A 20253-nucleotide genomic window follows, 5' to 3' on the forward strand; every position below is an offset into this window, starting at 1 on the left:
TTCTCCAAATGTTTGACGAGCAGATAAACTAATTAAAAATACAAGAATCCAATAACGTTTTTTATAAAATTCTGGGGAAATTTTAGCACCCAAATAAATAGTAGGTACCATGGTTGAAACGACTACCAACAGTATATATAGCACAGAAACTAAGAATTCTAAAATAATCATAAATAAATCTAATCTCTAACGAATACTGTGAATTTAAGCAAAGTGTCTACCCGTACTAAATAACTTATCGCACCATTTTACGGCATCTTCAAAAATCCCTCCACCATTCACTTCCTTCAATACCTCTGGGGTTAACTCTTCAAATTGTTCCAATTCTACAAATGTATTTTTCATTTCCATGACAGACTCCTTTTCATTATTTTATAGATAACTCTATCCCCTGCTCCATCTACAAAAGGCTTTAGTTTCCTTTTAAAATACAAGAAATCTAAAGCCTCCTGAAAATGGTATATTGGTTAGAGTGTTAACAATTAGTTGTGAAGATATTATTTTTATTTAACCACAACCACTTTATAATATTCGTTTGAGTGTGGAGATTCAATTTTAATTTTTTCACCATATAAACCATCAATTTCTTTATCAAGGAAATTTGAAACTCCTGATGGCAAGCGTTTCATCTTAAGAATCTCACTTGATTGATCCGCATAGGCTAGAATGTGATGGTGAGTAGTGGTTGCTCCATCATCAATTAATACAAAGTAACCTGTTTTGAGCTTACCTTGCTCATTTTCTAAATAGTATAGTTTATTGTTATTGATTGTAAAATTGGTAGCTCCAAGACGAAGTCGTGCACCTGGATTTTCTAAATAGACATCATTACCAACTTTTTTAATCTCTGAATAGGTTGTCATTGCTGGGATATTAACCACACGATGTCCATTTTCATCAAAGTAGTAGCGATTTGGTAAGTTTTGGAAGTTCTGTACAACCGCCTTAGAATCAATTTCTTGTCCTTCTTCTTTATTATCCACTAAAGCTAAGGTAGTATTTGCAACCTCATCCCCATATTTGTCAGAAAACTTCTTGATTTCAGGCTTGATATACCAAGTGTTTTTTTCAATAATAACATCGTCACCTTTAGCATTTAGCAAATATTCTTGCCCATCTCCAAGTTTGACAATATCATGAATATTGTATCCAGCATCTTTTCTATTTGCTAGATAGCCATCCTTACCAATGACATAACTTTCCCCATCACTGGCTGGAACAGCTCTATCTGCAACCATAGCACCTGATCTTTCAAAGTAAGACCATTTACCATTTGCAGTCGCCCATCCTGTTGCCATAGCGCCACCGTCTTTGAGGTAATACCATGTAGATCCTTCTTTGTACCAACCTGTACGCATGGCACCACTATCTGCTAGTGAGTACCATGTGCTACCTTCCTTGTACCAGCCAGTGCGCATAGCACCACTATCTGCTAGAGAATACCAAGTATTGCCGTCTTTGAGCCAGCCTGTCTGCATTTTACCAGTGCTGTCGAAGTGATACCATGAGCCAGCATTTTGTACCCATTTATCCTTAGCGAGACTACCATCTTGTGAAAGATTCCAGTCAGCACCATTTTTAACCCAAGTATCTGCAGCCTGTGCTTGGTTGATAGACAAAAGCAGACCAGCACCTGCAAGCAAACCAAGAGTAAGTAGTTTAGATTTTTTCATAGCCATTTCCTCCTTTATTGAATAGCTATAAGAGGACTTACCTCTTTATTTAGCTATATTCTAATACTTTTCATAGTCAAAGTCAATAATATTGTGAAAAATTAGACAATATTACCAATATCTACGAATTGTATTTTGAGTAATACCGTATTGATACAACTCTATAAAAATCCTTTCTTTTTTCTCCTTTTTGGAGATTGATTTTTTCTGACTCTATTATATCCCTTATTTCTCCTCAGATTTCTCCTGTCCCTAGAAAGACTAAATCTGTTCCTAAACGGTCATTTGAACCAAAGAAAAATTCCAAAGCAAGTGCCTTGGAACTCCGATTTCTATTTTGCTTGAATAATCTTAACCACATCTCCTACACTTTGCAGTTGATCAATTTCCTCATCGCTGATTTCGATATTAAATTCATCTTCCAGTGTCAAGATAAACTCCATCAAGTCAACTGAGTCAGCATCCAAATCATCTTTCAGACTCAAGGATTCTGTCACGACAAAGTCCTCTCCCTGTCGCTCTTGGATAATGGTCACAATACGGTCAAAAATTTCTTTTTCTGTCATCTCTTTTATTCTCCTGAAAATTCACGCGCAGTCTGGGCAACTACGTCTGTTTCTAGCATGGTACGAATCTGGCGAATCGTACTATACACAGCCTTGGCATCGCTTGAGCCATGAGTCTTGACAACAGGTGCCTTGACACCAAATAAGACCGCTCCACCAACATCTGAATAGTTAAGCTGTTTTTTCAAACCTCTGAGGCTGTCCTTGAGAAGGAGGGCGCCTAGTTTCGCTCGGAGACCACCACCTGTAATAGCGGTCTTGAGCAAACCCATGATTCCCATGGCTGTCCCTTCAATGGACTTAAGCACAGCGTTTCCCGTGAAACCATCTGCCACGACAACATCCGCAACGCCATTCATCAAATCACGCGCTTCCACGTTTCCGATAAAGTTCAAACTTTCATCAGCTACTAGTAATTCATAGGTTTCCTTGCGAAGCGGGTCACCCTTACTACTCTCTGTTCCGTTGTTGAGCAAGCCAACACGTGGTTGCGCAATGCCACGGACATTTTTTGCATAGAAGGAACCTAGAACCGCATATTGATAAAGGTGCTGGGCTGTATTTTCCGCATTAGCACCAAGGTCTAGCATGTCAAAACCCTTCCCATCAATGGTAGGTAATGTTGACATAAGTCCAGGACGGTCGATATTCTTGATACGACCCACGATGAAAAATCCTGCTGCTAGTAAAGCACCTGTATTTCCTGCGGAAAGAACAGCATCTGCTTCACCCTCTTTGACAGCCTTGGCTGCCAATACCATACTGGCATTTTTCTTCTTCCGAATAGCTCTCGTAGGTTCATCGTCTGAATCAATCTTCTCATCCGTATGGATAATGCTGACGCGCTCTGTCGCTGTCAGATATTGCTTGATTTTACGTTCATCTCCGTAGAGTTGAACCTCGATATCTGAAAAATCAGCCAGGGCTTGATTGACCCCCTCAACGATGGCCTGAGGTGCATAATCGCCCCCCATGGCATCTACTGCGATTTTTTTCATTTCTTTTCCTCTTTTAGTAATTGACCCCAGTCTGCTAGGGAATCAATAAATTTCTTTGATTTTAGGTGAATCCCTACGTACTCTTCGTAGATCTGATCCATAAATTGGCGTAGCTCTTGCTTGATTTCAGGCTTGAGCGAAATGGTTTCCAAGGTCTCAAAATCAATGGCTTGAAATTGATTGAGCAGATAGGGGATATTGGGATTGAGATGGCAACGTCTCTCATCCTCATGATAATGATCTGGACAGAGACAGGCTCCATATTTGAAAGAAAAATCAAAAGCCTGACCAACCCGATGGCAAAAAACACACTCATTAAAATTGAGGCTGATCCCAAATCGGGTCAAGATTTGGATTTCAAAAATATTGGTCAAAACCTGATAATCCAAGCCCGCTTCCATCAACTCCAAAGTCTTTTGTAAAAAAGCAAACAAGGGAGCATCCTGCTGATTGTCCTGCAAACTAGCATCTGCAAGAGCTGCCACGTAGGTCGCATAAGCCATGACAAAGAGATCACTATTAATCTTGGGAAAGGTCATGACCTCGTGATAGTCCTCAATGTAGCTGAGCCCGTCATCATTGATTCGCAAGAGAAATCGTGCCAGCACCAAGGGTTGAATAACAGGCGCCAGCTTAGACTGACCAGCGTGTTTAACGAAAAACATGCGCTTGCCAGCCTGCTCTGTAAAAATCTTGACTAACTTGTCATCCTCACGAAAGTTACGATTGTAGAGCACCAAGCCTTGACTCGTGATAGACTGAATCATGCTTCTCTCATGTACTCCTCAAGTCGTTTCATGGCTTCTTTGATAGTCTCCATGCTGGCTGCATAAGATAGACGAACATAACCTTCCCCGTAACGCCCAAAGGCTGCACCAGGGATAAAGGCAACGGCCTTCTTCTGAGCAAAATCCTTCAAAAAGGCAAAGGAGTCTTGATTGTAACCTGCTGGAATCTTAGCAAAGATATAGAAGGCACCGTCTGGTTTGATAATCTCAAAACCAAGAGCAGTCATTTTCTCAATAATATAATCCCGACGCTGGATGTATTCCTTCTTCATAGGCTCCGCATCGTTTTTACCAGCCGTCAAGGCTTCTACCGCAGCATGTTGCGCCATGGTATTTGCGGCAGTAACCAAATACTGGTGACTCTTGATTAACTGGGCTGTAAAGGCCGCAGGAGCGAAAATCAGTCCCAAACGCCAACCTGTCATGGCATGTGATTTAGATAGACCATTGATAATAATAGCCTGATCTCTCAACATAGTTCCCAGAGATACATGGACTTCGCCTGTGTAGGTCAATTCTGAGTAGACCTCATCACAGACAACGAAAATTTCGTATTTGCGTAAAACAGCTGCCAAAGCTTCCAACTGCTCCCGACTGTAGGTAATTCCTGTCGGATTAGCTGGATAGTTGAGAATAACCGCCTTGAGCTTATCACCCTGCTCCAAAATGGCCTTCTCCAACATCTCAGGAGTCAAGACAAACCCATTTTCAGTCGTATCAATCTCGACAATCTCTGCCCCAACTAGATTGACAATCGGCTCATAGCCTGGATAAGCAGGAGCTGGCAAGAGCACCTTGTCTCCCTCTTCCAAAATAGCCGTCAAAGTAGCAGATAAGGCTTCTGTCGCCCCAATTGTAACCAAGATTTCATTTTCAGGAGCATAGTCCAGTTGGTATTTTTCCTTAACAAAGTCACTGGCTGCCTGACGTAAGGTCAACAGACCACTCATCCCTGTATAGTAGGATTGGTTCTGATCAATCGCTCGCTTAGCCGCCTCCTTGACATGATCTGGCGTTGTAAAATCAGGTTCCCCCAAGGTCAAACGCAAGACCCCAGGAATCTCAGAAATAGCCTGGTCAAACTGACGAATCAAGGAAACTTGAATCTTATCTAACTGTTTATTAAAGCGCTTAGTTAAGTCCATAGATACCTCCTACTTTCAAAACGTATCTCTATTATACTACAAAAGCCCCCCGACCGCAAAAATACATGATAGAATAACGCTAGCATAACAAATTGAAGTATGTTAAAATGAATTTGTCGCAACTCCACTAACGAACTTAGTTTGGAGGTGAGTTTTTGCTAATCTTCGTTACAGTTATTCTAGCACCATTACTGATTACTATTACCGGTAATGTCATTTCTGAGTGGATAGTCAGAAAGTGGCTAGATAAGCGCGACAAAAAAATATAACCTGAGTTTAGTTTTAATGTAACTGGACAAAAAGAAATACCAGAGGTGGAGCTCTGGTATTTTTGTTTTTGCCAAGACTTCGTTACAGTTCTTGTAAGATTATTATCACATAATTAGCACTACTTGTCAAATAATTGTTAGCTCCACTTTCTATTTTACTTTTCCTGTTTACAGGTCTATAATGGTAACAGATTCTATTTGGAGGTTTGTATGTCATTTCTATCAAAAAATGGAGCAGGGATCTTGGTCTGCCTTCTCATTTCTATCGTATCTTGGTTTCTAGGAGGACTTTTCCCCGTCGTGGGTGCACCTGTTTTTGCAATTTTTGCTGGAATGCTCCTCCACCCCTGGCTCTCACCATACAAACAACTAGACGCAGGATTGACCTTTAGTTCCAAGAAATTGCTCCAATATGCTGTTATTTTGCTTGGTTTTGGTCTCAATATCTCGCAAGTCTTCGCAGTTGGGCAATCTTCGCTCCCTGTCATCCTGTCCACTATCTCAATAGCCTTGATTGTTGCCTACCTTTTCCAGCGCTTCTTTGCACTGGACACAAAACTGGCTACCTTGATTGGAGTAGGTTCTTCCATCTGTGGGGGATCTGCCATTGCGGCGACAGCGCCTGTTATTCACGCCAAGGAAAAGGAAGTCGCCCAAGCCATCTCCGTTATCTTTTTCTTCAATGTCTTGGCTGCACTTATCTTTCCAACTCTCGGCACCTGGCTTCATCTATCCAATGACGGCTTCGCCCTCTTTGCAGGGACTGCGGTCAATGATACTTCCTCTGTAACCGCCACAGCCAGCGCCTGGGATAGCCTTTACCAAAGTAATACCCTCGAATCCGCAACCATTGTCAAACTCACACGTACTCTGGCTATCATCCCCATCACTCTCTTTCTCTCCTACTGGCAAAGTCGAGAGCAAAAAAATAAGCAAGGATTACAACTGAAAAAAGTCTTCCCACTTTTTATCCTTTACTTTATCCTTGCATCTCTCCTAACTACCCTCCTAACCTCTCTTGGTGTGTCCAGTAATTTCTTTACCCCTCTCAAACAACTCTCCAAATTCCTCATTATCATGGCCATGAGTGCTATCGGTCTCAAAACCAATCTGGTAGCTATGGTCAAATCCAGCGGAAAATCCATTCTTCTTGGAGCCATCTGCTGGATAGCCATCATCCTCACCAGTCTCGGTATACAGACCCTTATCGGCATTTTCTAACACTCTTCGAAAATCTCTTCAAGCCACGTCAACGTCGCCTTGCCGTATATATGTGACTGACTTCGTCAGTCTTATCTACAACCTCAAAACTGTGTTTTGAGAAATCTGCGGCTAGTTTTCTAGTTTGCCCTTTGATTTTCATTGAGCATAACACAAAAGGTAGCCCACCAGCTACCTTCTTCTTATGCTTCCTCAATCAAGCGTGTATGTTCTCTCTTGATGCAGCGATTCATCACAATGTCATCGCATCCACCAGCACGCAAAATCTCTTCCGCTTCTAGATTTTCAAGTCCTAGCTGCGCCCAAAAAATCTTAGCATCAGCTTTGAGAAAATCACGCGCCACATCGGGCAAAAATTCACTGCGACGGTAAACATTGACAATGTCTACAGGAAAAGGAATCTCTGCTAGACTAGCATAAGCCTTTTCACCCAAGATTTCGCCACCTGCCGCCTTGGGATTGACTGGGATAATTTTATAACCCCGATCCTGCATTTCCTTGGTCACTCGATTGCTGGTTGTTTCCTCACGATCTGACAAACCCACCACAGCAAGGGTTTTACTCGTTGCGAGATACTGACGAATCACGCCATCACTTGGATTGATAAATTCTTGACTCATAGAAATCCTCCTTTTCATCAGTATAGCACAATTTGAAAAGGCTTGCATAATTCTACTACAAAAAAGGAGGACTAGCCCCCTTTTTATTTAGCCTCGTACCAGGTTGCCCCTTCATTCTCATCTGCGATGAGGGGAACACTGACTTGAATGGCTTCTTCCATAGTTTGTTTCACTAATTTTTTCATCTCTGCTAATTCAGATTTAGGAACTTCAAGGACAATTTCATCGTGCACTTGTAACAGCATCTTAGTCTGATAACCACCTGCAACTAAGGCTTTATCCAGCTGAATCATGGCAATCTTGAGAATATCTGCCGCCGAACCCTGAATAGGAGAGTTGATAGCTGTCCGCTCTGCGAAACCACGAATGTTGAAGTTGCGCGAATTGATATCTGGCAACTCACGACGACGCTTGAAGAGGGTCTCCACATAGCCCTTATCACGCGCCTCACGCACCACTTCATCCATGTAGTTTTTAATACCTGGGAAGCGTTCAAAGTAGGTATCAATGTAGGCTTTGGCTTCCTTACGACTAATGCCCAGATTATTAGACAAGCCAAAGTCTGAAATTCCATAAACCACCCCAAAGTTAACTGCCTTAGCATTGCGACGGTCGTTTGCAGTCACATCCTCAGGACGCTCAATGCCAAAGACCCGCATGGCTGTCGAAGTATGGATATCTGCCCCCTCTTGGAAGGCCTTAATCAAGTGCTCATCCTTAGAAATATGCGCCAAAACGCGCAATTCAATCTGTGAATAGTCGGAGCTGAGCAGCACACTATCCTCCCACTCAGGTACAAAAGCTTTACGAATCAAGCGCCCCTGCTCCAAACGCACAGGAATGTTTTGCAAGTTTGGATCCACACTAGACAGACGCCCTGTCTGGGTCAAATCCTGCACATAGCGAGTATGAATCTTTCCATCAGCCAAAATCCAGTCCTGCAAGCCAATCACATAAGTAGACTGAATCTTAGCAATCTGACGGTAATCAAGAATTTTCTTAACAATCGGAGCAATAGGAGCAAGGCGCTCCAGGACATCCACGGCTGTCGAGTATCCAGTCTTGGTTTTCTTAGTGTACTCTAGAGGAAGTCCCAATTTTTCAAAAAGAAGTACGCCCAACTGCTTAGGCGAGTTGATATTAAACTCCTCACCAGCCAGTTCATAAATCTCTTGAGTGAGTTTTTCAATGACAAGCTCATTTTCAGCCTGCATCTCAAGCAAGGTTTCTTTTTTAACCTTAATTCCAGCAATTTCCATCTTGGCAAGGACAAAAGCTAGAGGTTGCTCCATATCATAAAGAAGCTCTAATTGTCCATTTTCACTGAGTTTTTCAAGTAAAACAGGCTCTGTTTCAACCAAAACAGCAAGCTTACGCGCCAAATGTTCCAAGAATTTCTCGCGTTCAGGAATGGCCTTTTTAACACCTTTACCGTAGAAGGTCTCATCATCAACCAAGTAAGTCTGACCATAAAGACTAGCAATAGTCGCAATTTCATTGTCCTCAACAGTCGAAAGGAGGTATTTAGCCAAACGGCTATCAAAAGCAGGCGCCTGCAAATCCACACCAAAACGATTCAAGAGAACTTTAGCCTTCTTAAAGTCATAAACTCTCAGAGGTGTTTTTTCTAAAAAGTCCTTAAAAATCGGGTCTTGCAAAAGTTCAAGCTTGTCTGTAGCATAGAGCTTTTCCCCACCAGACCAGGCAAATCCAACCAAATCATCCGTATGGTAATTCTCACCAAAAAGCTCAAAATGGAAGATGGATTCTTCACTCAGCATATCTTGACGGACTTGATCAACGATAGTAAAGTTCAAACTTTCAGCCACATCAGCTGACGACACATTTAAAGCCTGCTTGAGCTGTTTAAAACCCATCTCATCGTAGAATTTCCCGAGATTTTCCACATCTGGACCACTATAGGCCAAATCCTTCAAACCAATCTCAATCGGTGCCTTGGTATCAATGGTCGCTAGTGTTTTAGACAAAAAGGCCTGTTCCTTATCATTGATGAGATTTTCCTTCATCTTAGAAGCCTTCATCCCATCAATATTTTCATAAATCCCCTCAAGAGAACCATGCTCCAGCAAGAGCTTGATACCCGTCTTTTCCCCGATTTTGGTCACCCCAGGGATATTATCCGACTTATCACCCATGAGCGCCTTGAGATCGATAAACTGAGTCGGTGTGATGCCCATCTTTTCCATAAGATATTCTGGCGTAAAGGCCTCAAACTCAGCCACACCTTTCTTGGAAATTTCAACCACCGTATGATCATCCGTCAGCTGAATCAAATCCTTGTCCCCACTGACAATGGTAATATCAAAACCATCCTGCTCAGCTAGTTTATCCAGCGTCCCAATGATGTCATCCGCCTCATACTGAGCCAACTCATAGTGACGAATCCCCATATGATCCAGCAACTCACGAATAAAGGGAAATTGCTCACGAAACTCATCAGGAGTCTTGGCCCGACCACCCTTATAGTCCGCATACATCTCTGTCCGGAAGGTCGTCTTTCCCGCATCAAAAGCAACCAAAATATGACTAGGCTCAACCCTCTCCAACAAATGACTCAACATCAACTGGAAGCCATAAATGGCATTGGTATGCAAACCAGCCGCATTCTTAAAACGGTCCAACTGCTGATAGAGCGCAAAAAACGCCCGAAAAGCAACAGAAGACCCATCAATCAATAATAATTTTTTCTTATCCATACACCCATTATAAAGGAAAGCACTAAAAAATACCATTGGGAAGAGCCAGACCGAGTATTTTTCATACTTTTTCCGAATAAATAGATAGAGCCAGAGAATCTAGTGAACCTAGATTTAAAAATGTGCTATAATGAAAGGAGAGAAAGTATGGCATTACGTCATCCGGGCATCAGCCCGACCAATGACTTGGTTGCTAAGAAAATCTTTAGCAATCCAGAAATCACTTGTCAATTTATTCGCGACATGTTGGATTTACCAGCCAAAAATGTAACCATTTTGGAGGGAAGCAATATTCACGTATTACCCTCCATGCCTTATTCAGCGCAGGATTTCTATACCAGTATAGATGTCTTGGCGGAGTTGGATAATGGCACGCAGGTTATTATCGAAATCCAAGTTCATCATCAGAATTTTTTCATTAATCGTTTGTGGGCTTACCTATGCAGTCAGGTCAATCAAAACCTTGAAAAAATTCGCCAACGAGAAGGTGATACCCACCAGAGCTACAAACACATCGCACCAGTATACGCTATCGCAATTGTCGATAGCAATTATTTCTCGGATGACTTGGCTTTTCACAGTTTTAGCATGCGCGAGGATACGACAGGTGAGGTTTTAACCATCACCAATAATGGACAAGAAAACCATCTGGTTAAGATGGCGTTCTTGGAATTAAAAAAATACAGAGAAACCAGCAAAGACAAGGTTCGCAAACCGTGGTTGGAGTTTTTTGGGAATAAACCCTTTACCCAAGAACCCGAGCGAGCCATCAGTCAAGCAGACCAACTGCTGGACTACAAGAGCTGGTCCGAGGAGGACAGGAAAATGTTTAGTCAACTACGTATGCGCGAAGAACAAGCATTATTGGCTCAGGATTATGCCTTGGAACAAGCCGAAGAAAAAGGATTAGAGCGTGGGAAAGTTGAAGGAAGTTTGTCTATGCTACTAAATCTAGTCCATCAAGGTCTTTTGATTTCCGAGGTTGCCAGTCAGCAGTTAGGTATGACTGTCTCTGAGTTTGAAGAACTATTGAAAGAGCATCACAAATAAGAACTTAAAAAATATAGAGAAACCAGCAAAGACAAGGTTCGTAAGCCGTGGTTGGAGTTTTTCGGGAATAAACCCTTTACTCAAGAACCCGAGCGAGCCATCATCCAGGCAGATCAACTACTGGACTACAAGAGCTGGTCCGAGGAGGACAGAAAAATGTTTAGTCAACTACGTATGCGTGAAGAACAAGCATTGTTAGCACAGGACTATGCCTTGGAACAAGCTGAGGAAAAGGGCTTAGAACGTGGAAAACTGCTTGCTTTTTTAGATATGGTTCGCCAACATCTTTTAACCGTTGAGGTTGCAAGTGAGCAATTGGGCATGAGCGTCGCTGAGTTTGAGGCGTTGTTGTAAAACCAGCACTAACGGTCAAGAAAACCATCTGGTCAAGATGGCGTTCTTGGAATTAAAAAAATACAGAGAAACCAGCAAAGACGAGGTTCACAAACCGTGGTTGGAGTTTTTTGGGAATAAGCCATTTACCCAGAATCCCCAGCGAGCCATTAGCAAAGCAGACCAATTGCTGGACTACAAGAGCTGGTCTGAGGAGGACAGGAAGATGTTTAGTCAACTACGGATGCGTGAAGAACAAGCATTATTGGCTCATGACTATGCCTTGGAACAAGCAGAGGAAAAGGGCTTAGAGCGTGGTCGAGCCGAGGGGATGGAAAAGGGATTAAAAGTAGGTTTAGTAAATCTAGTCCGTCAACAGCTACTGTCATCTGAGGTTGCCAGCCAGCAGCTGAGAATGACCGTCGCTGAGTTTGAGGCACTACTATAAGACCCTAGAATAATGAATAACATAAAAGTGAACAGGACTGAAATATTATCCTGTTCACTTCTTTCATTTACCCGAGACAATTCAGATTCATCCCAACCTCAAAAGAGAAGGCCAAAAATCCTTCTCTTTCATATCTTTTAACTAATTAGATTGTACATTTCACAAATGGGAGAGTACCTAGAGATACTAATTATTTAACTGCAGTATCATCTTAGTAAGTATCTGCTATAAAAACTAAGCTAAAAATCTCCTAGTGACATAAACTAATTCAAACTACACCCACTCACCATTAGCGTTTACTGTGTAACCATCGATGGTTGTATTCACAGCCAAAGCACCTGATGGATATGAGTAGTACCATTTACCACCTGTTTGGAACCAACCTGTCACCATAGCACCTGAGCCTTTAAGGTAGTACCAAGTACCACCCACTTTAGCCCAGCCAGTTTCCATAGCACCTGAGCTGTTTAGGTAATACCAAGTACCACCATCTTGTAACCAGCCGGTTTGCATTTCACCTGAACCATTTAGATAGTACCATTTGTTACCATCTTTGACCCACCATTTTTGCATCACGCCTTCAGCATTAAAGTAGTACCATTTACCACCATCTTTAAGCCATCCAACTTGACGTTTACCGTCTTTGTTTACATAAATCCAGTGATTATCAACTTTGTTCCAACCAGCTTTTGTATTAGAATCATCTGTCAAGAAGTATGTTTTTCCATCAACAGTGATTTCACCGAACTTACGTTCACCTTCTTCAGTGACATAGTAATACTTGTCGCCAGCGCCTTTAATGAGACCTGTCTTACGCTCACCTTCTGCAGTGATGTAATACCATTTACCATCACTATCTTTTACAATACCAGATTGAGCTTTACCATCTGCAGTAAAGAAATACCATTTTGTACCAACTTTATGAACTCCGTTTGTAACAACACCATCTTTTACAAAGTAAGTTTTATCATTATCTGTTACAACTTCTGTCTTACGGACACCATTTCCATCAAAGTAATAAGTCTTTTCACCTACTTTGATAAAACCAGTTCTCTTCACACCTTGATTATCTAGATAGTAGCGTTCAGACTCATTTTCAATGATACCACGAGCCATAACTCCTTCGCTATTGAAGTAGTATGTTTTGTTATCAATGATTGCCCAACCTTTGACTGGATTTCCTTTTGAGTAGAAATAGCGATTACCTGATACTTCACGCCAGCTATTTCCTTTATCAGTAGATTTATAACCTTGTTTATTCAAATCCGCTGACGCTGTATTAGGATCATTTTCCAATTCAGCAAGCTTTGTTCCCTTTAATACAAATACATAGTAACGTACTCCACCTTCTACATAAGTACTTTGATATTCATATTTATCGATGTACTTATGCTTATCAATTTTTTGATCTCCTGCTTCAAAATAGACAGTTGTACGAGTACGGGCACTATCATTAGCAACAGTTATCCATTCTGTTTTACGAACAAATTCTTCTGCATGTACAGAAGGAGCAGTAATTGCTGAGTAAGTAGTTAAAGCAGCAGCACCCGCCATTGTTACACTAGCTAGAGCTAGAGCTAAAGCTTTTTTATTTTTCATGTGAACATTCTCCATTTTTTAAAATTTAGCTATTATGCCTATTTTTATTGTATCTTATTTTTTAAAAAAATTCTAAGGAAAACTGGATTTTTATGGTAAAAATAAAAAAGTAGGAAAAATCTCCTACTTTTTATTGAATTAGATTATTTAACCCATTCACCGTTTCCGTTAACAGTGTATCCACCTACAGTAGTGTTAACTGCAAGGGCACCTGAACCGTCAACGTAGTACCATTTACCAGCAACTTCAAACCATTGGCTAGCTTTCATAGCACCTGAGTTTTCAAGGTAGTACCATTTACCACCGTCTTGCAACCAACCAGTTTCCATAGCACCTGAACCGTTTAGGTAGTACCAAGTGTTTCCATCTTTAACCCACCATTTTTGCATTACGCCTTCGGCGTTAAAGAAGTACCATTTACCGTCAACTTGTTTCCAACCTGTAACAGCTTTGTTAGAAGCGTAGTATTTCCATCCAGCTTCTTCTTGTACCCATTGGTCTTTGACAACGTTGTATGAATCAGTTTTTTCAAGAACCAAATCAACGTTTGCGTTTGTGAACATGTCAGCATGAGTATCTTTATCTAGGTCAGCTGAACCAGATATTACATAAGTACCTTCTGCACGAGTTCCTGCATTTTCATGAGTTTCACCATTTGCTAGATTTTCGTGTTCACCTCTATATCCAGTGAGTGTGTATTGACCGTCAGTTTTTGCTTGTCTTACAACATAACCTTTTGGTACATAAGCAACACGGTATGTAACGATTCCTCCGCGGGCAACACTCAACTCAACATCTCCAGCAGCATTTGATTCAACAGTCTGTGCTGAACCGCTATTCTTTTTGAAAGCGTCAGCATCTGCGTAAACCATAACATCAACTTTAACACCTGCTACTGCATTACCTTTGATATCACGAACATGGAAACGTACATGTGAACCGTTACCAAATTTTACTGCTTTAATAACTTTTCCATCTTTATCCGTAACAACATCATATGGATTTGTAGCTGGTTCAGCTGGTTTGTATTGGTTTGCTGGAGCAACTACACCTGTGTGTTCAGATTTAAGTTTGTTTTCAGTATATCCGTTACCTAAAATTTTACCAGTTGCAGGATCTACTTTACCATATACTGTACCACCATTAGTAGCACCAGCAGAAGTGCTAAGATCATTAGCTGAAACAGCTTGTACAGCACCAAATGCTGCAAGAGCGACTGCGCTTGTCAATAAAACTTTTTTCATCGTTTTATCTCCTTTGTTTTTCATTATATATTTTTCGTAAGACTATCTTACTACCATACAGTATATAAATATTTGCAGGATTTGTCAAGGGTTTTCTTCTAGTTTTTAAAGTTTTTACCTATTTTTTCAAAAAAAGGTGAAAAAAACATCTTTGTGAGAAAAATACCCGTCAAATACTGTATTTCTGAGTTAAAATCTCAAAAACTGATCATCCTTGAGTAAAATCATTCATATCTAATCCACATAGACAGTTGGATAGAACTTACTTCCTTGGTATTATCTTATAAACCCTCATAAAAGTCAAGTAAAAACGGCAAGTATTCAGCTAAAACTTGCCATTTCATAAACTTTCTACTATATAAAGATTGAACTCATAATAAAGCTTCAAACTCAGCGACAGTCATGCCCAATTGTTCACTCGCAAATTCGGAAGTTAAAACATGTTGGCGTACTAAATCTAGAAAGGTAAAGATTTGTCCTTCAACTTTTCCACGCTCTAATCCTTTTTCAATACCTTCGGCCCTAGCTGTTTCCAAGGCATAGTCCTGTGCCAACAAGGCTTGTTCTTCGCGCATGCGTAGTTGACTAAACATTTTCCTGTCCTCCTCGGACTAGCTCTTGTAGTCTAGCAGTTGGTCTGCCTGGCTGAGGGCTCGCTCGGGTTGTTGGGTAAAGGGTTTATTCCCGAAAAACTCCAACCATGGCTTGCGAACGCTATCCTTGCTGGTTTCTCTGTATTTTTTTAATTCCAAGAACGCCATCTTAACAAAATGGTTTTCTTGCCCATTGTTTGTGATGGTCTTACAAGAGTGCTTCAAACTCAGAGACCGTCATACCCAGCTGCTGGCTGGCAACCTCAGATGTCAAAAGACCTTGGCGAACCATATCTAGAAAGGCAAAAAGTTTCCCACGTTCTAGTCCCTGTTCAATACCTTGTTCAATACCTTCGGCCCTAGCTGTTTCCAAGGCATAGTCCTGTGCTAACAAGGCTTGTTCTTCGCGCATACGTAGTTGACTAAACATCTTCCTATCCTCCTCGGACCAGCTCTTGTAGTCTAGCAGTTGGTCTGCCTGGCTGATGGCTCGCTCGGGTTGTTGGGTAAAGGGTTTGTTCCCGAAAAACTCCAACCATGGCTTGCGAACGCTATCCTTGCTGGTTTCTCTGTATTTTTTTAATTCCAAGAATGCCATCTTGACTAGATGGTTTTCCTGTCCATTGTTTGTGATGGTTAAGACTTCACCTGTCGTGTCCTCTCGCATGCTAAAACTATGAAAGGCCAAGTCATCTGAGAAGTAATTACTATCTACAATAGCAATAGCATAAACCGGTGCGATGTGTTTGTAACTTTGATGAGTATTGCCTTCTTGCTGGCGAATTTTTTCTAGGTTTTGATTGACCTGACTGCACAGGTAAGCCCACAGGCGATTGATGAAAAAATTCTGATGATGAACCTGAATCTCAATAATTACCTGAGTACCATTATCTAGTTCAGCTAAAACATCTATACTGGTATAGAAATCCTGCGCCGAGTACGACATGGAAGGCAAGACATGAATATTGCTTCCCTCCAAAATGGTCACATTTTTTGCTGGCAAGTCCAGCATATCGCGAATAAATTGACAAGTGATTTCCGGATTGCTAAAGATTTTCTTAGCAACCAAATCGTTGGTCGGGCTGATGCCCGGATGACGTACAGTCATACTTTCTCTCCTTTCATTATACCATAGTTTTAAATCTAGGTTTACTAGATTCACTGCTACTATCTATTTATTCGGAAAAGAGAGGTGAAAGTTCAAATTTTCCTAACAAAAAAGATAGCCAATCTCTTTTACATCAAGAAATTTAGCTATCCTTTTTAGTTATTTTCATATTACATAGCGTTTGTCCACAGATTTCTTACTTATGCCTTTCTAACAGCGCCTCAAACTCTGCGACAGTCATGCTCAACTGTTGACTTGCAACCTCTGAAGTCAGAAGGCCTTGGCGTACCATATCCAGGAAGGCAAAGAATTTTCCTTCTTCCCTCCCTTCAACTTTCCCACGTTCAAGTCCACGCTCCAGTCCCTGTTCAATACCACGTTCTAAACCTTGTTTAATACCTTCTTCTCGACCACGCTCCAAGCCTTTTTCTTCAGCTTGTTCCAAGGCATAGTCCTGTGCTAACAAGGCTTGTTCTTCGCGCATACGTAGTTGACTAAACATCTTCCTGTCCTCCTCGGACCAGCTCTTGTAGTCCAGCAGTTGGTCTGCTTGGCTGATGGCTCGCTCAGGTTGTTGGGTAAAGGGCTTGTTGCCGAAAAACTCCAACCATGGTTTACGAATGCTATCTTTGCTGGTTTCTCTGTATTTTTTTAATTCCAAGAATGCCATCTTAACCAGATTGTTTTCTTGACCGTTATTGGTGATGGTCTTACAAGAGTGCTTCAAACTCAGCAACCGTCATACCCAATTGTTCACTCGCAACCTCCGAAGTCAGAAGACCTTGGCGAACCATATCTAGAAAGGCAAAAAGTTTCCCACGTTCTAGTCCCTGTTCAATACCTTGCTCAATACCCTCAGCTCGGCCTTGTTCAACTCCTTCTGCACGACCACGCTCAAGTCCACGCTCTAAGCCCTTTTCCTCAGCTTGTTCCAAGGCATAGTCATGAGCTAATAATGCCTGTTCTTCGCGCATACGTAGTTGACTAAACATCTTCCTGTCCTCCTCGGACCAGCTCTTGTAGTCTAGCAGTTGGTCTGCCTGGCTGATGGCTCGCTCGGGTTGTTGGGTAAAGGGTTTATTCCCGAAAAACTCCAACCATGGCTTGCGAACGCTATCCTTGCTGGTTTCTCTGTATTTTTTTAATTCCAAGAATGCCATCTTGACTAGATGGTTTTCCTGTCCATTGTTTGTGATGGTTAAGACTTCACCTGTCGTGTCCTCTCGCATACTAAAGCTGTGAAAAGCCAAATCATCTTGGAAATAATTGCTGTCCACAATTGCGATTGCGTATACTGGTGCGATGTGTTTGTAACTTTGATGAGTATTGCCTTCTTGCTGGCGAATTTTTTCTAGATTTTGATTGACCTGACTACACAAATAAGCCCACAGGCGATTGATGAAAAAATTCTGATGATGCACCTGAATCTCAATAATAACCTGTGTGCCATTATCCAACTCCGCCAAGACGTCTATACTGGTATAGAAATCCTGAGCCGAGTACGACATGGAAGGCAAGACATGAATATTGCTTCCCTCCAAAATAGTTACATTTTTGGCTGGTAAGTCCAGCATATCGCGGATAAATTGACAAGTGATTTCTGGATTGCTAAAGATTTTCTTAGCAACTAAGTCATTGGTCGGGCTGATGCCCGGATGTCTTAGAATCATCCTTTTCCTCCTTTTATTATACCACAGTTTTATACTCAATGAAAATCAAAGAGCAAACTAGGGAACTAGCCGCAGGTTGCTCAAAACACTGTTTTGAGGTTGCAGATAAGACTGACGAAGTCAGTCACATATATACGGCAAGGCGACGTTGACGTAGTTTGAATTTGATTTTCGAAGAGTATTAAATCTAGTTTTACTAGATTCACTGACTCTATCTATTTATTCGGAAAAGAGACGAAAAAAACCTGAGAATTATCTCAGGCTTGATTATTAAATCTTTTTCTCAATACCAAAAAGTGGAGAAAGTGGGCGTTTTTCATGGATACGGACGATAGCATCCCCCAAGAGATGAGCGATTGAAATCTGCTCAATCTTATCAATCAAACGCTCTTCTGGGAGATAGATAGTATCCAAAACAACCAATTTCTTGATAGCTGAGTTTTGGATATTGTCCATAGCAGGACCAGAAAGAACTGGGTGCGTACAGCTTGCATAGACTTCAACAGCACCAGCTTCCGCAAGGGCATCTGCCGCATGACAAATCGTTCCAGCAGTATCAATCATATCATCAATCAAGATACAAGTCTTGCCTTCGACCTTACCGATGATGTTCATGACTTCACTGGTATTCATCTTATCAACACTACGACGTTTATCAATAATAGCGATAGATGTTTTCAAAAATTCTGCCAACTTACGGGCACGAGTCACCCCTCCATGGTCTGGACTGACAACCACATAGTCAGAACCAACCATGCCACGACGCTCAAAATAATCCGCAATCAGAGGAGCTCCCATCAAATGATCCACAGGAATATCAAAGAATCCTTGAATCTGCGCAGCATGCAAGTCGATTGTCAATAAACGATCCACTCCAGCTACTTCAAGCATATTTGCGACAAGTTTTGAAGTGATTGGCTCACGCGCTCTCGCCTTTCTATCCTGACGTGCATACCCATAGTAAGGCATGACAACATTGACAGATTCTGCACTCGCACGCTTCAAAGCATCTACCATAATCAAAATTTCAAGCAGATTGTCATTTACAGGTGAGCTAGTTGATTGTAGGATAAAGACGTGTTTCCCACGGATTGATTCTTCGATGTTGACCTGAATCTCTCCATCTGAAAATTGGCGAACACTTGATTTCCCCAACTCTATCCCAATCTCCTGCGCCACACGTTTTGCCAATTCTTGATTAGAAGAAAGGGCAAACAGCTTTAAATCAGAAAAAGACATGATTTCCTCCGGTATATATGTATCGCTTGTGCTTTTCACAAGATTTTTCCATCTACCATTGTAGCGCTTTTTACACTATTTTTCAATCAAAAATAAAAGAAGGGCAGCATATTTGTGCCCTTGCATCATTCTTTTGAAAAGTATTCTAGTTCATCAACCCATCGTTCTTCTCAACAAAGCGATAAGCCTGATAAAAACCATAGAGAACAATAGCCGTAACCAATGGAATTGCTAAAGGCAACTCTGTCTCTAATTCTACAAAAGGAGAGTTAAACAAGAAGTGAGTTCCTAAGGCTAAAGCTAGGAAAATAAGCCCATCTTTCTTGCCAACCTTCTGTTCTTTATAGGCTCTGTAAAGCAAGTAAACACCTACTACAGCCAGACCTGAAAAAGTCCAGTGAGAGGCAATACCTGAGATGATACGCTCTAAAATTCTCGAAATAGTAAAGTCAAATCCCTCTGGCAAATCTGTACGGATATAACCAATATCCTCAATCATTTGGAATCCCAAACCAGAAGCAATGCCTAGTAAAAACAAAGATTTTAATTTTCGTATAGGAATCAAAGCTAAAACAAAAACAAGTGGCAACAATTTCAAGGGTTCTTCTACCAAAGGAGCCACAATAGCACTTTCAAAAGCATTTAAAAATGCACTATCTGGGAAAAGAACACCCAGCAAATCATGGATATAGGTATTCGCAAAGCTAGACAACCATCCTGAAAGGAACATCCCACCCAATAAAGACAAGATCAAGGCATTCTTTGGCAATTCCCATTTTTTCCCAATACGGAAAAGGAAATAAAGAGACGGAATCATGTAAAAGAGAGCTAGAAAGATAGAAACTCCCATTAGTCCATATTCCGCAGCTGACATCGAACCATCCGTATAGTAGATGGTTTCATACTGTAAACCAATACATAGCAATAAAATAAAAATAAATAAAATACTGTTTTTCTTCATACACTTTCTTT

The 20253-nt window shown here is 41.3% G+C and carries 16 protein-coding genes and 4 pseudogenes; 4 read left to right on the plus strand and 16 right to left on the minus strand.

The features are described 5' to 3' along the window. Positions 1–204: 204 nt before the first annotated feature. From ACORHU_RS10060 to ACORHU_RS10085, 6 genes are all read right to left on the minus strand, one after another. Positions 205–351, minus strand: coding sequence for a smi_0057.1 family bacteriocin-like peptide (locus ACORHU_RS10060; protein WP_000425305.1), 147 nt, complete (start codon positions 349–351; stop codon positions 205–207). A 152-nt stretch (positions 352–503) separates the two neighbouring features. Beyond that, a complete protein-coding gene (locus ACORHU_RS10065) occupies positions 504–1673 on the minus strand; it encodes an N-acetylmuramoyl-L-alanine amidase family protein (protein WP_434364495.1) in 1170 nt (389 codons plus the stop codon). Positions 1674–2005: 332 nt separating this feature from the next. Further along, positions 2006–2239, minus strand: coding sequence for an acyl carrier protein (locus ACORHU_RS10070; RefSeq protein WP_000136445.1), 234 nt, complete (start codon positions 2237–2239; stop codon positions 2006–2008). Positions 2240–2244: 5 nt separating this feature from the next. Continuing rightward, entirely contained in the window at positions 2245–3237 is a 993-nt protein-coding gene (gene plsX / locus ACORHU_RS10075) for a phosphate acyltransferase PlsX (RefSeq protein WP_434364496.1), read from the minus strand. Then, the gene (gene recO / locus ACORHU_RS10080) at positions 3234–4004 is read right to left on the minus strand and encodes a DNA repair protein RecO (protein WP_434364497.1); all 771 of its coding nucleotides are present in this window, start codon (positions 4002–4004) and stop codon (positions 3234–3236) included. The genes plsX and recO overlap by 4 nt, the downstream gene beginning before the upstream one ends. Beyond that, positions 4001–5170: a pyridoxal phosphate-dependent aminotransferase gene (locus ACORHU_RS10085; protein WP_119947184.1), complete on the minus strand. Its 1170-nt coding sequence runs from the start codon at positions 5168–5170 to the stop codon at positions 4001–4003. The genes recO and ACORHU_RS10085 overlap by 4 nt, the downstream gene beginning before the upstream one ends. Before the next feature lie 479 nt (positions 5171–5649). Between ACORHU_RS10085 and ACORHU_RS10090 the strand changes: the two genes are divergently transcribed. Continuing rightward, complete coding sequence (locus tag ACORHU_RS10090; protein WP_434364498.1) at positions 5650–6660, plus strand: YeiH family protein; 1011 nt, start codon at positions 5650–5652, stop codon at positions 6658–6660. Between the two features lie 182 nt (positions 6661–6842). Here ACORHU_RS10090 and ACORHU_RS10095 read toward each other — a convergent pair whose 3' ends face one another. Both ACORHU_RS10095 and polA read right to left on the minus strand, forming a co-directional pair. Then, positions 6843–7280, minus strand: a complete 438-nt coding sequence (locus ACORHU_RS10095) for a CoA-binding protein (protein ID WP_061760024.1) — start codon at positions 7278–7280, stop codon at positions 6843–6845. An 83-nt stretch (positions 7281–7363) separates the two neighbouring features. Next, on the minus strand, positions 7364–9997 hold the full coding sequence (gene polA / locus ACORHU_RS10100) for a DNA polymerase I (protein WP_434364499.1): 2634 nt from the start codon (positions 9995–9997) through the stop codon (positions 7364–7366). A 147-nt stretch (positions 9998–10144) separates the two neighbouring features. Here polA and ACORHU_RS10105 point away from each other — a divergent pair, with 147 nt between their 5' ends. The 3 genes and pseudogenes from ACORHU_RS10105 to ACORHU_RS10115 all read left to right on the plus strand — a co-directional run. Then, positions 10145–11047, plus strand: a complete 903-nt coding sequence (locus ACORHU_RS10105; RefSeq protein WP_414338948.1) for an Rpn family recombination-promoting nuclease/putative transposase — start codon at positions 10145–10147, stop codon at positions 11045–11047. Next, positions 11048–11401: pseudogene (locus ACORHU_RS10110) on the plus strand (Rpn family recombination-promoting nuclease/putative transposase); the annotation flags it as partial. It lies immediately after the preceding gene. A gap of 4 nt (positions 11402–11405) precedes the next feature. Next, positions 11406–11828: pseudogene (locus tag ACORHU_RS10115) on the plus strand (Rpn family recombination-promoting nuclease/putative transposase); the annotation flags it as partial. Between the two features lie 273 nt (positions 11829–12101). Here ACORHU_RS10115 and ACORHU_RS10120 read toward each other — a convergent pair. The 8 genes and pseudogenes from ACORHU_RS10120 to ACORHU_RS10155 form a co-directional block, all read right to left on the minus strand. Further along, complete coding sequence (locus ACORHU_RS10120; protein WP_153196640.1) at positions 12102–13427, minus strand: nucleoside triphosphate hydrolase; 1326 nt, start codon at positions 13425–13427, stop codon at positions 12102–12104. A 143-nt stretch (positions 13428–13570) separates the two neighbouring features. Then, entirely contained in the window at positions 13571–14671 is a 1101-nt protein-coding gene (locus ACORHU_RS10125) for an N-acetylmuramoyl-L-alanine amidase family protein (protein ID WP_434364500.1), read from the minus strand. Between the two features lie 371 nt (positions 14672–15042). After that, positions 15043–15471: pseudogene (locus tag ACORHU_RS10130) on the minus strand (Rpn family recombination-promoting nuclease/putative transposase); the annotation flags it as partial. A 1-nt stretch (position 15472) separates the two neighbouring features. Continuing rightward, positions 15473–16372: an Rpn family recombination-promoting nuclease/putative transposase gene (locus ACORHU_RS10135; protein ID WP_000218326.1), complete on the minus strand. Its 900-nt coding sequence runs from the start codon at positions 16370–16372 to the stop codon at positions 15473–15475. 196 nt (positions 16373–16568) lie between these two features. After that, positions 16569–17081 (minus strand): annotated as a pseudogene (locus tag ACORHU_RS10140) (Rpn family recombination-promoting nuclease/putative transposase); the annotation flags it as partial. 1 nt (position 17082) lies between these two features. Continuing rightward, on the minus strand, positions 17083–18042 hold the full coding sequence (locus ACORHU_RS10145) for an Rpn family recombination-promoting nuclease/putative transposase (protein WP_000603348.1): 960 nt from the start codon (positions 18040–18042) through the stop codon (positions 17083–17085). Positions 18043–18312: 270 nt separating this feature from the next. After that, entirely contained in the window at positions 18313–19281 is a 969-nt protein-coding gene (locus tag ACORHU_RS10150; RefSeq protein WP_414338944.1) for a ribose-phosphate diphosphokinase, read from the minus strand. A gap of 145 nt (positions 19282–19426) precedes the next feature. Continuing rightward, positions 19427–20242: a PrsW family intramembrane metalloprotease gene (locus tag ACORHU_RS10155; RefSeq protein WP_000742250.1), complete on the minus strand. Its 816-nt coding sequence runs from the start codon at positions 20240–20242 to the stop codon at positions 19427–19429. Positions 20243–20253 lie beyond the last annotated feature (11 nt).

Source organism: Streptococcus sp. KHUD_015, from assembly GCF_051106265.1.
In the GTDB taxonomy this organism is placed as follows: Bacteria; Bacillota; Bacilli; order Lactobacillales; family Streptococcaceae; genus Streptococcus.

Excerpts from the sequence above, each read along its gene's own strand:
- ACORHU_RS10120 (WP_153196640.1), bottom strand. The coding sequence starts at position 13,427 with ATGAAAAATAAAAAAGCTTTAGCTCTAGCTCTAGCTAGTGTAACAATG.
- ACORHU_RS10085 (WP_119947184.1), bottom strand. The coding sequence starts at position 5,170 with ATGGACTTAACTAAGCGCTTTAATAAACAGTTAGATAAGATTCAAGTT.
- ACORHU_RS10065 (WP_434364495.1), bottom strand. The coding sequence starts at position 1,673 with ATGAAAAAATCTAAACTACTTACTCTTGGTTTGCTTGCAGGTGCTGGT.
- ACORHU_RS10155 (WP_000742250.1), bottom strand. The coding sequence starts at position 20,242 with ATGAAGAAAAACAGTATTTTATTTATTTTTATTTTATTGCTATGTATT.
- ACORHU_RS10105 (WP_414338948.1), top strand. The coding sequence starts at position 10,145 with ATGGCATTACGTCATCCGGGCATCAGCCCGACCAATGACTTGGTTGCT.
- ACORHU_RS10070 (WP_000136445.1), bottom strand. The coding sequence starts at position 2,239 with ATGACAGAAAAAGAAATTTTTGACCGTATTGTGACCATTATCCAAGAG.
- plsX (WP_434364496.1), bottom strand. The coding sequence starts at position 3,237 with ATGAAAAAAATCGCAGTAGATGCCATGGGGGGCGATTATGCACCTCAG.
- ACORHU_RS10095 (WP_061760024.1), bottom strand. The coding sequence starts at position 7,280 with ATGAGTCAAGAATTTATCAATCCAAGTGATGGCGTGATTCGTCAGTAT.
- ACORHU_RS10090 (WP_434364498.1), top strand. The coding sequence starts at position 5,650 with ATGTCATTTCTATCAAAAAATGGAGCAGGGATCTTGGTCTGCCTTCTC.
- ACORHU_RS10125 (WP_434364500.1), bottom strand. The coding sequence starts at position 14,671 with ATGAAAAAAGTTTTATTGACAAGCGCAGTCGCTCTTGCAGCATTTGGT.
- recO (WP_434364497.1), bottom strand. The coding sequence starts at position 4,004 with ATGATTCAGTCTATCACGAGTCAAGGCTTGGTGCTCTACAATCGTAAC.
- ACORHU_RS10145 (WP_000603348.1), bottom strand. The coding sequence starts at position 18,042 with ATGATTCTAAGACATCCGGGCATCAGCCCGACCAATGACTTAGTTGCT.
- ACORHU_RS10150 (WP_414338944.1), bottom strand. The coding sequence starts at position 19,281 with ATGTCTTTTTCTGATTTAAAGCTGTTTGCCCTTTCTTCTAATCAAGAA.
- ACORHU_RS10060 (WP_000425305.1), bottom strand. The coding sequence starts at position 351 with ATGGAAATGAAAAATACATTTGTAGAATTGGAACAATTTGAAGAGTTA.
- polA (WP_434364499.1), bottom strand. The coding sequence starts at position 9,997 with ATGGATAAGAAAAAATTATTATTGATTGATGGGTCTTCTGTTGCTTTT.
- ACORHU_RS10135 (WP_000218326.1), bottom strand. The coding sequence starts at position 16,372 with ATGACTGTACGTCATCCGGGCATCAGCCCGACCAACGATTTGGTTGCT.